Origin of the sequence: Streptomyces sp. NPDC092296, from assembly GCF_044755465.1 — a bacterium.
Classification (GTDB): Bacteria; Actinomycetota; Actinomycetes; order Streptomycetales; family Streptomycetaceae; genus Peterkaempfera.
The window spans coordinates 417,268-433,711 of sequence record NZ_JBIVRB010000003.1 but is presented as its reverse complement, the minus strand read 5'-3'; the positions used below and the strand labels follow the sequence as shown (position 1 = coordinate 433,711).

14 protein-coding genes are annotated in these 16,444 nt (G+C 75.1%); 10 read left to right on the top strand and 4 right to left on the bottom strand.

Going from position 1 to position 16,444, the window contains the following annotated elements:
* Positions 1 to 250: 250 nt before the first annotated feature.
* Complete coding sequence (locus ACIQGZ_RS12320) at positions 251 to 718, bottom strand: MarR family winged helix-turn-helix transcriptional regulator (RefSeq protein ID WP_402601232.1); 468 nt, start codon at positions 716 to 718, stop codon at positions 251 to 253.
* 95 nt (positions 719 to 813) lie between these two features.
* Between ACIQGZ_RS12320 and ACIQGZ_RS12315 the strand changes: the two genes are divergently transcribed.
* Complete coding sequence (locus ACIQGZ_RS12315; protein ID WP_402601230.1) at positions 814 to 1,596, top strand: dioxygenase; 783 nt, start codon at positions 814 to 816, stop codon at positions 1,594 to 1,596.
* Positions 1,597 to 1,666: 70 nt separating this feature from the next.
* Positions 1,667 to 2,188, top strand: coding sequence for a MarR family winged helix-turn-helix transcriptional regulator (locus ACIQGZ_RS12310; RefSeq protein WP_402601228.1), 522 nt, complete (start codon positions 1,667 to 1,669; stop codon positions 2,186 to 2,188).
* Positions 2,189 to 2,191: 3 nt separating this feature from the next.
* Here ACIQGZ_RS12310 and ACIQGZ_RS12305 read toward each other — a convergent pair whose 3' ends face one another.
* Positions 2,192 to 2,854 (bottom strand): NTP transferase domain-containing protein, encoded by a 663-nt coding sequence (locus ACIQGZ_RS12305; RefSeq protein WP_402601227.1) that lies wholly within the window; start codon positions 2,852 to 2,854, stop codon positions 2,192 to 2,194.
* A 191-nt stretch (positions 2,855 to 3,045) separates the two neighbouring features.
* On the opposite strand from ACIQGZ_RS12305, the gene ACIQGZ_RS12300 reads away from it, so the two are divergent.
* The 5 genes from ACIQGZ_RS12300 to ACIQGZ_RS12280 all read left to right on the top strand — a co-directional run bounded on the left by ACIQGZ_RS12300 (position 3,046) and on the right by ACIQGZ_RS12280 (position 7,768).
* Positions 3,046 to 3,831 (top strand): HNH endonuclease family protein, encoded by a 786-nt coding sequence (locus ACIQGZ_RS12300; RefSeq protein WP_402601226.1) that lies wholly within the window; start codon positions 3,046 to 3,048, stop codon positions 3,829 to 3,831.
* 127 nt (positions 3,832 to 3,958) lie between these two features.
* Positions 3,959 to 4,795: a hypothetical protein gene (locus ACIQGZ_RS12295; RefSeq protein ID WP_402601225.1), complete on the top strand. Its 837-nt coding sequence runs from the start codon at positions 3,959 to 3,961 to the stop codon at positions 4,793 to 4,795.
* Between the two features lie 134 nt (positions 4,796 to 4,929).
* Positions 4,930 to 5,766 (top strand): hypothetical protein, encoded by an 837-nt coding sequence (locus ACIQGZ_RS12290; protein ID WP_402601224.1) that lies wholly within the window; start codon positions 4,930 to 4,932, stop codon positions 5,764 to 5,766.
* Positions 5,767 to 5,819: 53 nt separating this feature from the next.
* Complete coding sequence (locus ACIQGZ_RS12285) at positions 5,820 to 6,659, top strand: (2Fe-2S)-binding protein (protein ID WP_402601222.1); 840 nt, start codon at positions 5,820 to 5,822, stop codon at positions 6,657 to 6,659.
* 92 nt (positions 6,660 to 6,751) lie between these two features.
* Positions 6,752 to 7,768 carry a DUF2637 domain-containing protein gene (locus ACIQGZ_RS12280; RefSeq protein WP_402601221.1) on the top strand — a complete coding sequence of 339 codons (1,017 nt, stop codon included), beginning with the start codon at positions 6,752 to 6,754 and terminating at the stop codon, positions 7,766 to 7,768.
* Positions 7,769 to 7,821: 53 nt separating this feature from the next.
* On the opposite strand, the gene ACIQGZ_RS12275 is transcribed toward ACIQGZ_RS12280, so the two are convergent.
* Positions 7,822 to 9,954, bottom strand: a complete 2,133-nt coding sequence (locus ACIQGZ_RS12275; protein WP_402601220.1) for a SpoIIE family protein phosphatase — start codon at positions 9,952 to 9,954, stop codon at positions 7,822 to 7,824.
* A gap of 280 nt (positions 9,955 to 10,234) precedes the next feature.
* Positions 10,235 to 11,980, bottom strand: a complete 1,746-nt coding sequence (locus ACIQGZ_RS12270) for a SpoIIE family protein phosphatase (protein ID WP_402601219.1) — start codon at positions 11,978 to 11,980, stop codon at positions 10,235 to 10,237.
* A 438-nt stretch (positions 11,981 to 12,418) separates the two neighbouring features.
* Between ACIQGZ_RS12270 and ureA the strand changes: the two genes are divergently transcribed.
* From ureA to ACIQGZ_RS12255, 3 genes are read left to right on the top strand one after another with little or no spacing between them, the layout of a single operon-like run.
* On the top strand, positions 12,419 to 13,198 hold the full coding sequence (gene ureA / locus ACIQGZ_RS12265) for an urease subunit gamma (protein WP_402601217.1): 780 nt from the start codon (positions 12,419 to 12,421) through the stop codon (positions 13,196 to 13,198).
* On the top strand, positions 13,195 to 14,952 hold the full coding sequence (locus tag ACIQGZ_RS12260) for an urease subunit alpha (RefSeq protein WP_402601215.1): 1,758 nt from the start codon (positions 13,195 to 13,197) through the stop codon (positions 14,950 to 14,952). Before ureA ends, ACIQGZ_RS12260 begins: the two co-directional genes overlap by 4 nt.
* 26 nt (positions 14,953 to 14,978) lie before the next feature.
* Complete coding sequence (locus ACIQGZ_RS12255; RefSeq protein WP_402601214.1) at positions 14,979 to 16,037, top strand: agmatine/peptidylarginine deiminase; 1,059 nt, start codon at positions 14,979 to 14,981, stop codon at positions 16,035 to 16,037.
* Positions 16,038 to 16,444 lie beyond the last annotated feature (407 nt).

The window sequence follows — 16,444 nt, the reverse complement described above, 5'->3', positions numbered from 1 at the left end:
GGACGTCGTACGAGCCCCCCGGTCTCTTCCGGCCCCCAGGATCGCGGCAGCCGGGACGGAGGTCAACGGGGCACTCGCAGCAGCCCCGGGGCGCGCGGTGTGCTCAGTGCGCCGCGCCTCCCGCCTTACTGACGGACCGTCAGTGGAGGCGGCGCCCAGGCTGCGCGCCGAAACAGAGCCGCTTCACCGTCGGGTCTCGCCAACGCCTCACAGAGCCGGCGGAGCCGGTGACAGACCACGTCGCCGGGCGTCACTCCCCCGCCGCGCCGCGCAGCCGCCGGCCGACGGCGCCGAGGCCGTCGGCCAGCACGGCGAGCTGCTCCGGACCGAGCACGTCGATCAGCAGTTCGCGGACCAGCGCGACATGCCCGGGGGCCGCCTCGCGCAGCCGGTCGCGGCCCTGCTCGGTGAGGGTGGCGATGACGCCGCGCACATCGGTCGGGCAGGAGCGGCGACGTACCAGACCGGCCTTCTCCAGCTGGGTGACCTGGTAGGTGATGCCGCTCTTGGAGCTGAGCAGGGCGTCGGCCAGCTCGGTCATCCGCAGCTCGCCGTCGGGGGCGCGCTCCAGCCGGACCAGGATCTCGTACTGCGGGTGCGAGAGGCCCGCCTCCTCCTTGAGCTGCTGTTCGATCCGGCGGTTCAGCAGCGCACTCGCGGCGATGAACCCCTCCCATGCCCGCATCTCGCCCTCGTCCAGCCACCTGGTCTCACCCATGGCGCCACCCTACGCCGATTGTTCACATTCGAATCAACGTGTACGGTCGACAGCAGGTTCAAATTTGAACCACCCGTGCGGAAGGAGCCCCCCCCATGACCACCGCCACCCCGGAGCGGATGCCCGCGCTCTACCTCTCGCACGGCGCACCGCCGCTGGCGGACGACCCGGTCTGGCCCGCCGAGCTGGCCGCCTGGTCGGCCGAGCTGCCCCGGCCGAAGGCGATCCTGATGGTCTCCGCCCACTGGGAGGAGGCGCCGCTCGCACTGGGCGCGACCAGCACCGTCCCGCTGGTGTACGACTTCTGGGGCTTCCCGGAGCACTACTACCGGGTGGCCTATCCCGCCCCGGGCGCCCCCGCGCTGGCCGAGCAGGTCAGGCGGCTGCTGCGGGCCCCCGGTACGCCGGTGCAGGACATCCCGGACCGGGGGCTGGACCACGGCGCCTATGTACCGCTGGTGGAGATGTACCCGGCAGCCGACATCCCGGTACTCCAGGTGTCCATGCCGACCCTGGACCCGCAGCGGCTGATGGAGCTGGGGCGGCGGCTGGCCCCGCTGCGCGACGAGGGCGTACTGATCGTCGGCAGCGGCTTCTTCACCCACAACCTGCGGGCGATCAGCCCGGACGGCAACGTCTCCTCCGTGATGGCCGAGTTCGACGACTGGGGGCGCCGGGCGCTGGCGGCGGGCGATGTGGACGCACTGCTGGACTTCGAGCGCAAGGCGCCCGCCGGGCGGCTCGCCCACCCCCGTACCGAGCACTTCGCGCCGCTGTTCGTCACGCTCGGCGCCGGTGCCGACGACCTGGCCGGCCAGCGCAGTGTGATCGACGGCTTCTGGCTGGGGCTGGCCAAGCGGTCGATCCAGCTCGGCTGAACGGCCCCGCACCGGGTGTCCCATATCATCCGGCAATACGGATATCTCCCTCGCTGGGTAGAGTGAGGCGGTGACCGATGACCAGGCGCCCGAGCTGCCCGCCGGGCTGGAGGCCGAGCTCGGCTGGCTGCTCGGGCAGGCGTGGCACGGGTATCTGACGGCGTCGCAGGCGGTACTGGCGGACCTGCCCGCCGGGCCGCGCGGCCATCTGGTGCTCGCCGCCGCCGTCCACGGCAGCGCCCGCAACCAGATCGAGCTGGCCCGGCAGCTCGGGCTGGACCGCACGGTGATGGTCTACCTGGTCGACGACCTGGTACGGGCCGGGCTGGTCGAGCGCCGCGCCGACCCGGCGGACCGGCGCAACCGTACGGTGGTCGCCACCGAACTCGGCCGGCGGCGGCTCGCCGGAGCCACCGCCGCCCTGGCGGCCGCCGAAGCGCATCTGCTCGGTGCCCTCGACCCCGAGGAGCAGCGGACGCTGCGCACGCTGCTGCGCCGGGTGGTCGCCCGGCAGCTGGCGGACCGGGACGACCCGGAGGCCGTCCGCAGCATGTGCGTGCTGGCCCAGGAGCTGAAGGACGCGGCGGGCTGACGCTCAGCCCGACTGCCCCAGCGACCCCGGCCACCCCGGCTGCCCCGGCTGCCCCGACCAGCGCGCCCAGTCCTGCGGGGTGTCCACGTCGTCCGGCGCCGCCACGTCGCCGCACTCCACCAGCACCAGCTCACCCGCCCGCGCGGCCAGCAGCGCCCGCGCCCCCGTGTCACCCCGCGCGCCGGCCGCCGCCTCGCCGAAGTACCGGGCGCCGATCAGCACCGGATGGCCGCGCCCACCGCCGTAGCAGGCCGCCGCCAGCGCCGCCCCGGCGCGGTGCGCGGCCAGCAGCCGGGCGACCGCCGCCGGGGTGACCCCGGGCGTGTCCACCAGCGCCACCAGGGCGGCGGAGCAGCCCGGCGGCAGCGACGCCAGCCCGGCCCGCAGCGAGGAGCCGAGGCCGGACGCCCAGTCGGGGTTGGCCACCACCGCGCACCCCGCCAGCTCGGCGGTGGCCGCCACCCGCTCCCGCTCCGCCCCCAGCACCACATGCACCGGAGCGCAGCCGCCGCCCCGGACCACCGCCACGGCGTGCTCCAGCAGCGGCCGGCCCCGGTACGCCAGCAGCGCCTTCGGCCGCCCGCCCAGCCGCCGCCCACCGCCGGCCGCCAGCACCAGCGCGGCCACCGGTGGCAGCCCGGCCACCGGCGCCCGTACGTCTCCCATGGGCCCAGCCTGCCCCACCCGGAGCCGAGCCGCCCGGCGACGGCCAAGCGGAATGGTCGGCTCCGGCGCGAGCGGGTCGGCCCGAGCGCCGCCGGTGCCCGCCTGGCGCCCCACAGCACCGCCTTGACGTGCCGTTATGCACCCTGGTGTGCTGTGTGCGCAACCAGCCCCACTGCCCGTCGGAGAGACCTGTGCGCAAGAGCCGCCCCGCCATATCCGCCACCGCTATCCTGCTGCTCGCGCTCACCGGCTGCTCCTCCTCCGTGGTGGACAACGACTCGGTGACCACGGGCTCCACCCCGCACACCACCGCCGCCACCCCGCCGAGCACCGCCACGGCCGCGCTGGGCACCAACCCGCTGGACAACCCCGACGGCACCAAGCCGGGTCTCGGCCCGATCACCAGCAGTCAGGACCGCGCCAGGGCGGAGGATCTGATCGCCAAGGTGCGCACGGCGGGCAAGGGCCCCAAGACCGGGTACACCAGGGAGCAGTTCGGCTACGCCTGGAGCGACGCGGTCGACGGCGTGCCGCTCGGCCACAACGGCTGCGACACCCGCAACGACATGCTCGCCCGCGACGGCCGCAAGCTGGTCCACAAGGCCGGCTCCCGCTGCATCATCACCTCCATGACGATGTACGACCCGTACACCGGCAAGACGGTCGACTGGACCAAGACGCACGCCACCAAGATCCAGATCGACCATGTGATGCCGCTGTCGTACGACTGGCAGATGGGCGCCTCGCACTGGGACAAGGCCAAGCGCACCCGGATCGCCAACGACCCGCTCAATCTGCTGCCCGCCGACGGCTCGCAGAACGCGCAGAAGCGGGACTACGGACCGGCCTCCTGGCTGCCCGCCAACAAGGCGGTGCGCTGCTCCTATGTGGTCAGGTTCGCGCAGGTGGCGCTCAAGTACGGACTGCCGGTGACCACCGCGGACAAGAAGGTGATGCAGGCGCAGTGCGCCGGGTAGTCCCGGCGGAGGAGCCGGTCCCTGAGTGCTCCCTGAGAACTGCCGCAAGTCACGCCGCGCGGTGACGGGATCGGGGAGCATGGGAAGCGGAAGACCGCCTCTCCCATCCGATCGGACGGTACGCACGATGTCCGGAACGCCGATGCCCGACGAGTCCGCCGCTCGCGGGTCCGGGCTCCCCGCGAGCGGAGCCGGGCCGGTGCGCTGCCCCGCCTGCCGGCGGGAGCACCGCTATGAGCCGCCCCGGCTGCCCTGCCCGTGCGGCGCGTCGCTCAGCGTGCCGCTGCTGCGCGGCGGGGTGCCGGTGCAGGTGCGCTTCCGCTCCTGGGAGGACTCCTGGCTGAGCATGCGCTGCCCCCGGTGCGGGCGCTCGGACCAGTGGCCGCAGCCCGAGTTCACCTGCAACTGCGGGGCCACGGTACGGCTGCCGGTGGACGGTTCGCCGGTGCTGCACCCGCCGGCGGCCCCACCCGGGTCGGCCCCACCCGGCACGGCCCCACCCGGCACGGCGCTGCCGCCGACCGGCCCGGCGCCCGCCGCGTCCGGGTCGGCGGCGGCCGGACCGGCGGCGGCCCGGCCGCGGTTCCGGGCCGTACCGGTGCGCACCTCGCACGACGCGGTGGCGACGGCGGCCAGGTATCTGGAGTGGCTGGGGCTCGGCAGCCGGGAGCTGTCCCAGGGCCAGGAGCGGGACGGCATCCGGCTGCTGGGCGACCGGTTGGTGGCCCAGGTCGACATCTGGCCGGAACCGGCCGACCTGCGGTCGGTGGAGTGCCTCTGGCTCAGCACGCTGCACGCCGAGGAGTCGGTGGCCGTGATGTTCACCCTGGCCGGCTACGCGCCGGACGCCGTGGTGCGGGGCGAACAACTGCTGGTCGCACTGTTCGTACTGGACCGCACCGGCATGCCGCAACCGGTCAACGGCGCGGCCCGACTGCTGGTGCGGACCGGCTCCCCGTCCTGACCGGCGGTTCTTCGCTCCGCTGAGAAAACGCCACCAAATGCGGCCCGTTAGTGATCTGGCGCACAAGCGCGTCAGCATGTTGGAATTCCGCAACGGCGATCCTTGGTGCCGGACACGCGCACGAGGAGGTGGCGTTGTCGGAGCACGGAGCAGCCCCGGTCGGCCCTTGGCGGGGCCAGCCCCGGGCAACCGCCACCGGGGGTGACGCGGTGTGGCGGCTGCGCTCGCGTGCCTGCTGGGCGGAGGCGGCGGAACTGCTCGCCCCGCTGGCCGGGCGGGACCCTTGGGCTGCGCTGAGCCGCGCCGAGCTGCTGATCGAGCAGTGCCTCTACACCGCCGAAGGCTGGGAGGACGCGGAGAACGCGCTGCGGCAGGCCGAGGCCGCCGCCCGCAACACCGAGCAGCGGGCGGCGGCGGCGTGCGAGCGCGGCTTCCTGGCGTATGTGGCGACCCTGCTGCACGTCCGGGACCGGGCGGACGAGGCCAAGGCGGCGCTGGGTCGCACTTCGGCCATCCTGGCGCCCGACGCGCCCGGCCGGCCGCTGCTGGACTTCCGCCGGGGGCTGGTCGCGGAGAACCTGCAACGCGACCCGGTGGCGGCGCGCACCGCCTATCTGCGGGCGCAGCGCGGCGCGTTGGAGCGCGGCGACGACTTACTGCGCTCGCACACCAGCCGCCATCTGGCGGGGCTCGCGCTGCGCGGCGGCGATGTCGCTGCGGCCCGGGAGGGGTTCACCGTCTCGCTGCGGCTGCGGGAGCAGCTGGGGTTCACGGTGGGGGTGGCGCCCGCGCTGGCGTCGCTGGCCGAGGCGTCCGATCCGGCGGAGGCGATCCGGCTGCGGGCGGAGGCGGCGCGGCTGGCGGGGGCGCTCGGCGGGGTGCCGGTGTGGCTGGTGGGGCGGTTGGGGGACCCGGCGGCGCGCGGGGTCGACGGGCGGGGCGCCGGTGCGGCCGACGGCAAGGTCAGCTAAGGTTAGCCTTACCTGCACCGCTGTTGACCTTCGAACGACGGGGTCCCCGCATCATGCACGCCGCCAGCACCATCGTCGCGCACCCGCGCACCGCCCGCCCCTGCACGGCCGCGTACGCGCGCCTGGCGGAGGTCTTCCCCGCGCTGCGGGTGGAGCAGGGCGCGCCGCGCTCCGGCGGCGACTGGGTCACGGTGGCCGACCTGGTGCGCGACCCCGCCGCGCTGCGGCGGCTGATCGCCGTGGAGGAGGCGCGCGGCCCCGCCGAGTACGGGCAGCCGCTGCGGCCGGACGTCGCCGCCAGCTTCGCCCTGCACCGCTACGCCTGGCCGGTCTGCCTGCTGTTCAGCCTGCCGTGGTTCCTGGAGCGGCGGGTGCCCAGGCTGCCGGTGGACGCGGTCTCGATGAACCGCCCCGCCGGAATGCTGACCGCCGAACCGGTGACGTTCGCCTGCCTGCCGGACGATCCGGCCGCCGGACTGCCGCACGCCCGGGTGGTCCCCGACGAGGCGGCGCTGCGCCGCGAACTGCTGGCCGCGGTCGCCGAGCACCTGGAGCCGCTGCTCGCCGTCTTCCGCCCGCAGCTGCGGCGGGGGCCGCGCACCCTGTGGGGGATGGCCACCGACGAGCTGGTGGAAGGGCTCTGGTACCTGGGCAGCCTGCTGGGCGAGGAGGAGCGGGCCGCCGCCGAGCTGACCGAGCTGCTGCCGGGCACCACCCCGCCGTTCGCCGGGCGGGCCGGTTTCCGGCCGCTGGACCAGGGCCCCGGGCAGGAGCCCATCCGCACCCGGACCCGGGTCAGCTGCTGCCTCTTCTACACCGTGCGCCCGGCCGAAGCCTGCTTCAGCTGCCCCCGCACCTGCGACGTACGCCGGGACCGCAGCACCCTGAACTAGCCGGGCCGGGCGGGAGAGTAATGTCCCCCGCAGCGGTGGAATACCGCCGAAGGGGTGCTCCGGGGGCGGATCTTCCGCCAGGATGGTCCGCCATGAGACTCTCCGACATCTCGCCGGGCTGGGCCGCGGCAGCCGCGGCCGTGCTGGTGGTCGTCGCCGCACTGGTGGCCTTGCTGCGCATCCGGGGCACCACCGGCCGGACCCGCACCGGCGATTCCTGGGAGCGCGGCGAGGAACGGCGGCGGCGCAGGGAGATGGTGTACGGGATCTCCTCGTACACGCTGCTCTTCTGCTGCGCCGCAGTGGCGGCCGCGCTCTCCTTCCACGGCCTGGTCGGCTTCGGCGTCACCAACCTGGGGCTGTCCGGCGGCTGGGAGTACCTGGTGCCGTTCGGGCTGGACGGCGCCGCGATGTTCTGCTCGGTGCTGGCGGTGCGCGAGGCCAGCCACGGCGACGCGGCGCTCGGCTCCCGGCTGCTGGTCTGGCTCTTCGCGGCGGCGTCCGCCTGGTTCAACTGGGTGCACGCCCCGCGCGGCGGCGGCCATGACGGCGCCCCGCAGTTCTTCGCGGGGATGTCGCTCTCGGCGGCCGTGCTGTTCGACCGGGCGCTGAAGCAGACCCGCCGGGCGGCGCTGCGGGAGCAGGGCCTGGTGCCGCGCCCGCTGCCGCAGATCCGGATGGTCCGCTGGCTGCGCGCGCCCCGGGAGACCTTCGCCGCCTGGTCGCTGATGCTGCTGGAGGGCGTACGCAACCTGGACGAGGCGGTCGAGGAGGTCCGCGAGGAGCGCAGGGAGAAGCAGTCGACCCGGGAGCGGCAGCGGCTGGCCGGGCGGCGCGAGCGGGCCGAACTCCGGGCGCTGAGCGGCCGGCCCGGACCTCGCGCCCGCCGGTCCGCCGCCCCGGCCCTGGCCACGGCGGGTGAGCCCGCCGGGTACGACCGGCGCGGCGCCAAGCGCGGCAGCGACGACCGGCGCGGCGCCAAGCGCGCCGACGACGCCCCGGCCGAGCCGCGCACCATCGACCTGAGCGCCCATGACGACACCCTGACGCTGCCCAAGCTGGACTCGCTGGAGCAGAAGCTCAGGGATCTGGAACAGCAGCTCGGCTGACGCCGCCTCCAGGCTCACCGCCCCTACCGCCTGAGCCGCCGACCGGCGGCGGCTCAGGCGGTGGGAGCGGTGAGTTCGAACCACATCCGCTTGCCGCTGCCGCGCGGCTCCACGCCCCAGGAGTCGGCCAGCGCCTCCACCAGCATCAGGCCCCGGCCGGAGGACGCCTGCTCGCCCGGGGTGCGGCGGCGCGGCCACTGGTCCGACTCGTCCTCCACCTCGAACCGGAGCCGTACCGGCCCCTGCCCGTCGCGGTAGAGCCGCGCGGTGACCATGGCGTCCCGGTCGGTGTGGACCAGCGCATTGGTGACCAGCTCGGAGGCCAGCAGCTCGGTGGTGTCGGCCAGGTCGCCCACACCCCAGCGGCTCACCGCGTCCCGCAGCTCGGCCCGCAGCTCGGCGATCCGGGCCAGGTCCGCCTGGCCGACGCGGCGGCGCAGCTGCCTCGGCGGCTGGCCGCCGGGCGGCCCGTCCCACCGCATCAGCAGCAGCGCGATGTCGTCCTCGCGCTCGGCCGACTCGGCGGCCTCCGCCGCGATCCGGTCGGCCAGCGCCTCCAGCGGGTCGGCGGCGCCGACCGGCTCCGGCAGCGGGCCGCCGACCGACCGGCGCAGCCGGTCCATGCCCTCGTCCAGGTCGACGGCGCGGGCCTCGACCAGGCCGTCGGTGGTGAGCACCACGATCTCGTCCGGGTCCAGGGTGAACCGGGTGACCTGGTACTCCTCCTCCGGCGCGATGCCCAGCGGCAGGCCGCCCGTCACCGGCTGCACGCTGGCGGTGCCGTCGGCCCGCCGTACGACCGGATCGAGGTGGCCGGCCCGGACGGCGTACACCACGCCGTACTCGACATTGACCTCGGCGTAGGTGCAGGTGGCGAAGTGCCCGGTGTCCAGGTCGGCCAGGAAGCGGGAGGCGCGGGCCATCACCGCGGCGGGCGGGTGCCCCTCGGCGGCGTAGGCGCGCAGCGCGATCCGCAGCTGGCCCATCACTCCGGCGGCGTGCACATCGTGGCCCTGGACGTCCCCTATCACCAGGCCGACGTGGCCGCCGGGCAGCGGGACGACGTCGTACCAGTCGCCGCCGATCTGGAGCCCGGTGCCGGACGGCAGGTAGCGGACGGCGGTGGTGGTCCCGGCCACCGGCGGCACCCGGCGCGGCAGCATCACCCGCTGCAAGCCGGACGCCAGCTCGTGCTCGGCGTCGTGCAGCCGGGCGCGGGCCAGCGACTGGGCGACCAGGCCGCCGAGGGTGGCGAGCAGGGTGCGGTCGTCGCCGTCGAGCTCGCGGCCGTCGTCAAAGCTGATCAGGCAGACGCCGATGGGCCGGCTGCCCGCGATCAGCGGCAGGAAGGCCCAGGAGTTGTGGCCGAGCGGGTCGACCCGGGGCCAGGTCTCGGGGTAGCGCTCGCGGTACTCGTCGCGGTTGGCGAGGAAGATCGGCGTACGGGTGCGGACGGCGTCGGCGGCGGGGTGGCCGGAGTCCAGCGGGCTGCGGTCGTACGGGCGGATCGACTCGGCGTGGTAGCCGGTGGCGCCCAGGATCTGGAGTCGGCCGTTCTCCAGTGAGGCGAGGACCAGGCCGTCCGGCGGTCGGCCGGGCAGCGGCAGTTCGGTGAAGACCCGGGCCACGTCGCGGACGGTGACCGCCTCGGACAGGGCGCGGGCGGCCTCCTTGATGAAGCGGGTGCGCTCCTCGCGGAGCACGGCCATCAGGTCGGCCCGGGTGCGCTTGTGGAGTTCGACGGTGGCGTCCCAGACGAAGCCGACCATCCGGGAGGGCCGCCCCTGGGCGTCGGCCAGCACCCGGCCCCGGAAGCGCACCGCGTGCAGCTCGCCGCCGGGGTGGACGATCCGGAAGTAGGCGCCGCACTGGCCCAGCTCGGTGACCGCCCGGTCGACGCGCCGCCGCACCACAGGGGCGTCCTGGGGGTGGAGCAGGGTGAGGAACGCCTCGATGCTGCGGTCGAAGCAGTCGCCCGGCAGGCCGAGGATGCGGCGGGCCCGCAGGTCGCCCTCCAGGACGTCGCCCCGGATGTCCCAGTCGAAGGAGCCGATGCCGTTGGCGGCCATCGCCGGTTCGAGCCACTCCGGGGCCGAGTCCGCGCCGGGCACCGGTCCGCCACGGGCGGCGGCCGCCTGCCGACCGCGCGGGGCGCGCTCCCGGGCTCCTCGTTCGCGCTCGCGCACGCTCTGTTCCGGGGGGCGGAACGGAGGCCGGCGGGCGGGCCCTTGCGGCTCGGGCTCAATCGCCATGGTTGTCCTGCCGCTCCCCACATCACCGCGGCCCTGGGCGGACCGCACAAGTTCTCTGCATCCTCTCGGATGTTCGCCCGTGCGGCAATGCCGGTCCCAGGTGGACCGGTCGCCTGCGAACCGGCCGGCGGACCGGCGGCTGCCGGGGCGGGCGCGCTCCGGCGCACCACCGTCGAGGCTAACCCAGCGGCCCGCGAAGCGCGGCGGCGCGGTGTCACGGGCAGACCAGCTCGAACCAGGTGACCTTGCCCTCGCCGCGCGGCTGCACCCCCCAGTCGTCGGCCAGCGCCTGGACCAGCAGCAGGCCGCGCCCGGAGGACGCCTGCTCGCCCGGGGTGCGCGGCTGCGGCCGCTGCGAGGCGCGGTCGTGCACCTCCACCCGCAGCCGGGTGCCCCGGGCCGGGGTGCGCGGGGCCGTCCGGAGCGGGGCCGGGAAGTCGGGCAGCACGGCATCAGGCAACACGGCGTCGGGCAGCACGGCATCGGGGACGCCCGGCCCGGCCGCGTCCGGCGCGGGGGTGACCAGGGTGGCGGCGAGCACCGCGCCGTGGTCGGTGTGGACCAGGGCGTTGGTGACCAGCTCGGAGGCGAGCAGTTCGGCGGTGTCGGCCAGCTCGGGCACGCCCCAGCGCAGCAGCGCGGCGCGCAGCTGGCGCCGTACCCTGCTCACCGCGACCAGGTCGGCGGGGTCGACGGCGCGCCGCAGCCGCCGCCGCAGGACGTGGTCGGCGGGGGCGTCCCAGCGGGCGAGCAGCAGCGCGAGGTCGTCGGGGCCGCCGTGCTGCTCGCGGGCGAGGTCGGCCATGGCACCGGCCAGCGCCTCCAGGTCGTCCACCGGGCTGGCCGCCAGGTACTCGCGCAGGCCGCGCGCGCCGCTGTCCATGTCCAGCGTGCGGGAGCCCACCGCGCCGTCGGTGCAGAGCAGCAGCGCGCTGCCGGGCTCCAGGTCCAGGCGGGTCACCGGGTAGCCGTGCTCGGGTTCGATGCCGAGCGGCAGGCCGCCCTCGACGGCGGGCCAGGCGCAGTCGCCGTGCGGGCCGCGGATCAGCGGGCCCAGCTGCCCGGCGCGGACGATCTCGGCGCTGCCGGCCAGGGTGTCCAGGTCGAGGTAGGTGCAGGTGGCGAAGAGGCCGGTGTCCAGGTCGGCCAGGAAGCGGGAGGCCCGGGAGGCGACGGCCGCCGGGTCGTGGCCCTCGGCGGCGTAGGCGCGCAGCGCGGCGCGGAGTTGGCCCATCACGGCGGCGGCGTGCACATTGTGGCCCTGGACGTCTCCGATGACCAGGCCGACGTGGGCGCCGGGCAGCGGGATGACGTCGTACCAGTCGCCGCCGAGTTCCAGGCCGTGGGTGCCGGTGGTGTAGCGGGCGGCGACGGCGACGCCGGGTATCCGGGGCATCCGGCGGGGCAGCATGATGCGCTGGAGCCAGGAGGCGAGGTCCTGCTCCGCGGTGACGTCGCGGACGATGCCGACGACCCGGGCGGCGCGGCCGTCCGGCCCGGCCAGCGCGCGGCCGTGGGCGGAGACCCGGCGCTCGGCGCCGCCGGTCCCGGTGACGCGGAAGTGCACCCGGTACGGGCCGCAGGCGGCGACGGCGGCCCGGACGGCGGCGTCCAGGCGGGGCAGGTCGTCGGCCAGGACGCGGTCGCGCAGCACGGCGGGCCGGGCGCCGTACTGGCCGGCGGGCAGTGCGAAGAGCTGCCGGGTGCGGTCGTCCCAGGCCAGCCGGTCGGCGGCCAGGTCCCAGTCGAAGGAGCCGGTGCCGGTGGCGGTCAGGGCGAGTTCCAGCCGGGCCGCGTGCGAGGTCTGCGCCTCGGCCGGGCCGGGGTCGGGGGCAGCCGGCAGGTGTGGGGCGATGGTCTCGTGGTCGGGGGGCGCCGGGGTGCGGGCCTGCGGGTCCGGGCCGCCGCCGACCGGTGGGGCGTTCCGCTGTCGCGGGAGCCGCGATTGACCGTCCTTCACTTCTGCTCCGCCCTTCGGGGCCGATACCGCCCCTGCCTCCCGCAGCCGCTGTGTCGGGAATTCCCGGTGGCGCGCAGATACCGCGCCAGCAACGGTCATGCCCACGTAAGCCGTCCCAAATCCTGGTACGTCACCCCCTGCACCACTCCTCGGCGGCACCCCCGCGCCCCTCCCGCACGTACGGGCAGGTGGACGCGCCCGCACCCGCTCAGAGGGCCCGCGAAACTGACGCCCCATCGGTTTCCGGCCACCGCCGACCGCGCGCCCGGGACACCCGGTCGCGGTACGGCGGGCGAAGCCGCCGCCCGCCGGGCGCGCCCGCCGTGCCGAGCGGCCCGGCGGGGGCGAGGCTGGACAGAGCGGCGGGTGCGGCGGTTGAATGCCGCCAGGGATTTGAACGCCGTTCTAAACCGCCTCTGAACCGCCGAGCGAGGGACCGTGCGACTGACACCCACCGAGCGCGACCGGCTGCTGATCTTCACGGCCGCCGAACTGGCCCGCGCCCGCCGCGCCCGAGGGGTGCTGCTCAACGTCCCCGAGGCAACCGCCCTGATCGCGGACACCGTCTGCGAGGCCGCCCGCGACGGGGCCCGGCTCGCGGACGCCATCGAGGCCGGCCGTACGGTCCTCGGCGCCGAGGACGTACTGCCCGGCGTCCCCGACGTGGTCACGATGGTGCAGGTGGAGGCGGTCTTCGACGACGGCACCCGGCTCGCCGTGGTCACCGACCCGTTCCGGGGCGCGGGCTCGCTCGGCGACGACGCCCCCGGCGCCGCCCTGCCGGGCGACGGGCCGGGCCGCGAACCGGCCCGCGCCACCGTGCACCTCCCGGTGCGCAACACCTCCGACGTGCCGATCTCGGTCACCTCCCACTTCCACTTCTTCGAGTGCAACCCGCGACTGGCCTTCGACCGGGCGGCGGCGTACGGCACCCGGCTGGCCGTGGCGGCGGGCTCCTCGGTGCGCTTCGACCCGGGCGCGACCGTCCGGGTCGACCTGGTCCCGATCGGCGGCGCCCGGGTGGCCATCGGCTTCGCCGGGCTGGTCGACGGACCGCTGGACGCGCCCGGCGCCCGGGAGGCGGCGCTGGCCAAGGCGCGGGCGACGGGCTATCTGACGGCGTACGACGGCAACGACGCGTACGACGGCAACGACGCCGACGACGCCGACGACGGGCCGCAAGGCGGCGGCGCGGTGGAAGGGAGCAGCGGCGCATGAGGTCCTCCAACGCCGAGCTGACCGGCGGTGACGGCAGCAGCCTCCGGGGCGGCGTCGACCCGCACGACTACATCGCCGTGCACGGCCCCCGGGCCGGGGACCGGCTCCGGCTGGGCGACTCCGGGCTGATCATCCGGGTGGAGTCCGACTCCCAGCAGCCCGGTGAGGAGTTCCTGGCCGGGTTCGGCAAGACGGCCCGCGACGGGCTGCATCTGCGGGCCGCCGCCGTCCGCGACACCTGTGACGTGGTGCTCAGCAACGTCACCGTGATCGACGCCGTGCTCGGCATCCGCAAGACCTCGATCGGCCTGGTCGGCGGCCGGATCGCCGCCATCGGCCGGGCCGGCAACCCGGACACCCTGGACGGCGTCGACGTGGTGGTCGGCACCGGCACCACGATCGTCTCCGGCGAGGGCCTGATCGCCACCGCCGGGGCGATCGACACCCATGTCCATCTGCTGTCCCCGCGCATCATGGAGGCGTCCCTCGCCTCCGGCGTCACCACGATCATCGGCCAGGAGTTCGGCCCGGTCTGGGGCGTCGGGGTCAACTCCCCGTGGGCGCTGCGGCACGCCTTCAACGCCTTCGACGCCTGGCCGGTCAACATCGGCTTCCTGGCCCGGGGCTCCTCCTCCGGGGACGCGCCGCTGGTGGAGGCGCTGGCCGAGGGCGGTGCCTGCGGCTTCAAGGTGCACGAGGACATGGGCGCCCACACCCGGGCGCTGGACACCGCCCTGCGGGTGGCGGAGGAGTACGACGTCCAGGTGGCGCTGCACACCGACGGCCTCAACGAGTGCCTCTCGGTGGAGGACACCCTGGCCGTCCTGGACGGCCGCACCATCCACGCCTTCCACATCGAGGGCTGCGGCGGCGGGCATGTCCCCAATGTGCTGCGGATGGCCGGCGTCCCCAATGTCATCGGCTCCTCGACCAACCCGACGCTGCCCTACGGCCGGGACGCGCTGGGCGAGCACTTCGGCATGATCGTCTCCGCGCACGCCCTCAAGGTGGACCTCCCCGGCGACGCGGCGATGGCCCGCGACCGCATCCGGGCCGGCACCATGGGCGCCGAGGACGTACTGCACGACCTGGGGCTGATCGGCATCACCTCCTCCGACGCCCAGGGCATGGGCCGGGCCGGCGAGACGGTACGGCGCACCTTCGCCATGGCCGGGAAGATGAAGCGCGAACTGGGCCCGCTGGACGGCACCTCCTCGTACGGGGAGCGCGACGGCGGCGACGACAACGAGCGCGTACTGCGGTACATCGCCAAACTCACCATCAACCCCGCCATCGCGCACGGCCTGTCCCACGAGGTGGGCTCGCTGGAGGTCGGCAAGCTCGCGGACATCGTGCTCTGGCGCCCCGACCACTTCGGCGCCAAGCCGCAACTGGTCCTCAAGGCCGGCTTCCCCGCTTACGGCGTGGTCGGTGACCCCAACGCCTCCACCGACACCTGCGAACCGCTGGTGCTCGGCCCGCAGTTCGGCGCCCACGGGGCCACCGCCGCCGACCTGTCGGTGGCCTTCGTCGCCGGGGCCGCCGCGGCCGGTGCCGCCGACGGCATGCCCACCCGGCGGCGCCGGGTCGCCGTGCGGCACACCCGGGGCATCGGGCCGCGCAGCATGGTCCGCAACGGTCGTACCGGCGAGGTGCGGGTGGACGCCGCCACCGGCCTGGTCTCGCTGGACGGCGAGCCGCTGCGCTCCGAACCGGCCGACAGCGTCTCGCTCAGCCGCCTCTACTTCCTCTGACCCTCCCCCGTACCCCGAGGAACCCCATGACGACCGCACCCACCCCCGCCGACCTGGGCTTCTCCATGCCCGCCGAGTGGCAGCCGCACGAGCGGACCTGGATGGCCTTCCCGACCCCCAACGACACCTTCGGTACGGACGACGGCCCCGGCAGCGACCTGGACACCGCCCGCCTGGCCTGGGCGGCCGTCGCGGGCACCATCGCCCGCTACGAACCGGTCACCGTCATCGCGGGCACCGGGGAGTCCGAGGCCGCCCGCCGCTACCTCGACCCGGCGGTCACGGTGGTCGAACGGCCGCTGGACGACGCCTGGATGCGCGACATCGGCCCGACCTTCCTCACCGACGGCCGGGGCTCGCTGGCCGCCGCCGACTGGACCTTCAACGGCTGGGGCGCCCAGTCCTGGGCCTCCTGGGACCACGACCGGCACATCGCGGAGCACGTCGGCGGGCTGGCCGGCGCCCGCCGCTTCGCCTCCCGGCTGGTCAACGAGGGCGGCGGCATCCACGTCGACGGCGAGGGCACCGTACTGGTCACCGAGACCGTCCAGCTCGACCCCGGCCGCAATCCCGGCTGGACCCGCGAGCAGGTGGAACGGGAACTCCACGCCCACCTCGGCACCCGCAAGGCCATCTGGCTGCCGCGCGGCCTGACCCGCGACTACGACGAGTTCGGCACCCGGGGCCACGTCGACATCGTCGCCGCCTTCCTCCGCCCCGGCCTGGTCGCCGTCCACACCCAGCCCGACCCGGCCCACCCCGACCACCAGGTCGGCCAGGAGATCGCCGCCCTGCTCCGCGCCGCCACCGACGCCCACGGCCGCCCACTGGAAGTCCTCGAACTGGCCGCCCCCACCGTCCTCCGCGACCCCGCCGGCGAACCCGTCGACTACTCCTACATCAACCACTACCTGGTCAACGGCGCCGTCATCCTCTGCGCCTTCGACGACCCGCGCGACGCGGCAGCCGCCGACGCCTTCGCCAAGGTCTTCCCCGACCGCACCATCGAACTGGTCGACGCCCGCCCCATCTTCGCCAATGGCGGCGGTATCCACTGCATCACCCAACAGCAGCCCCGCGTGTGACGTTCTGCCAGGTGCAGGCGCCTGACCTGGACACTCTTATAGCTCCCCATGGTCGTCTCCCACTTCTCTCCCCCTCGATCAGGAAGAAGGCCGGAGTCGGGTCACCTGCACCTTGGGGATGCCCGGGACGACCCGACTCCGGCCTGGCGCAACAACGGCGGCCCGCGCGGTACCGCACGCCACTGCGCGCTCAGCGATGGTGGTACACGCCTACGACAGCCGAAAGGCCCTCGCCGGCAGGCCGACCATTGGACATGCTGCTCAGCGGGGGGCACGGCACCTGGGACACCGGCAGGGCGAGAAGCGGGCGGGGATCGCGTTGCGGTCCATCAACTCGGGTTCACCCTGGCGGACCTCGGCCGCTTTCAGCTCCTGGCGGCCGCCGTCCGGAGTGAGCCGGTAGGCCC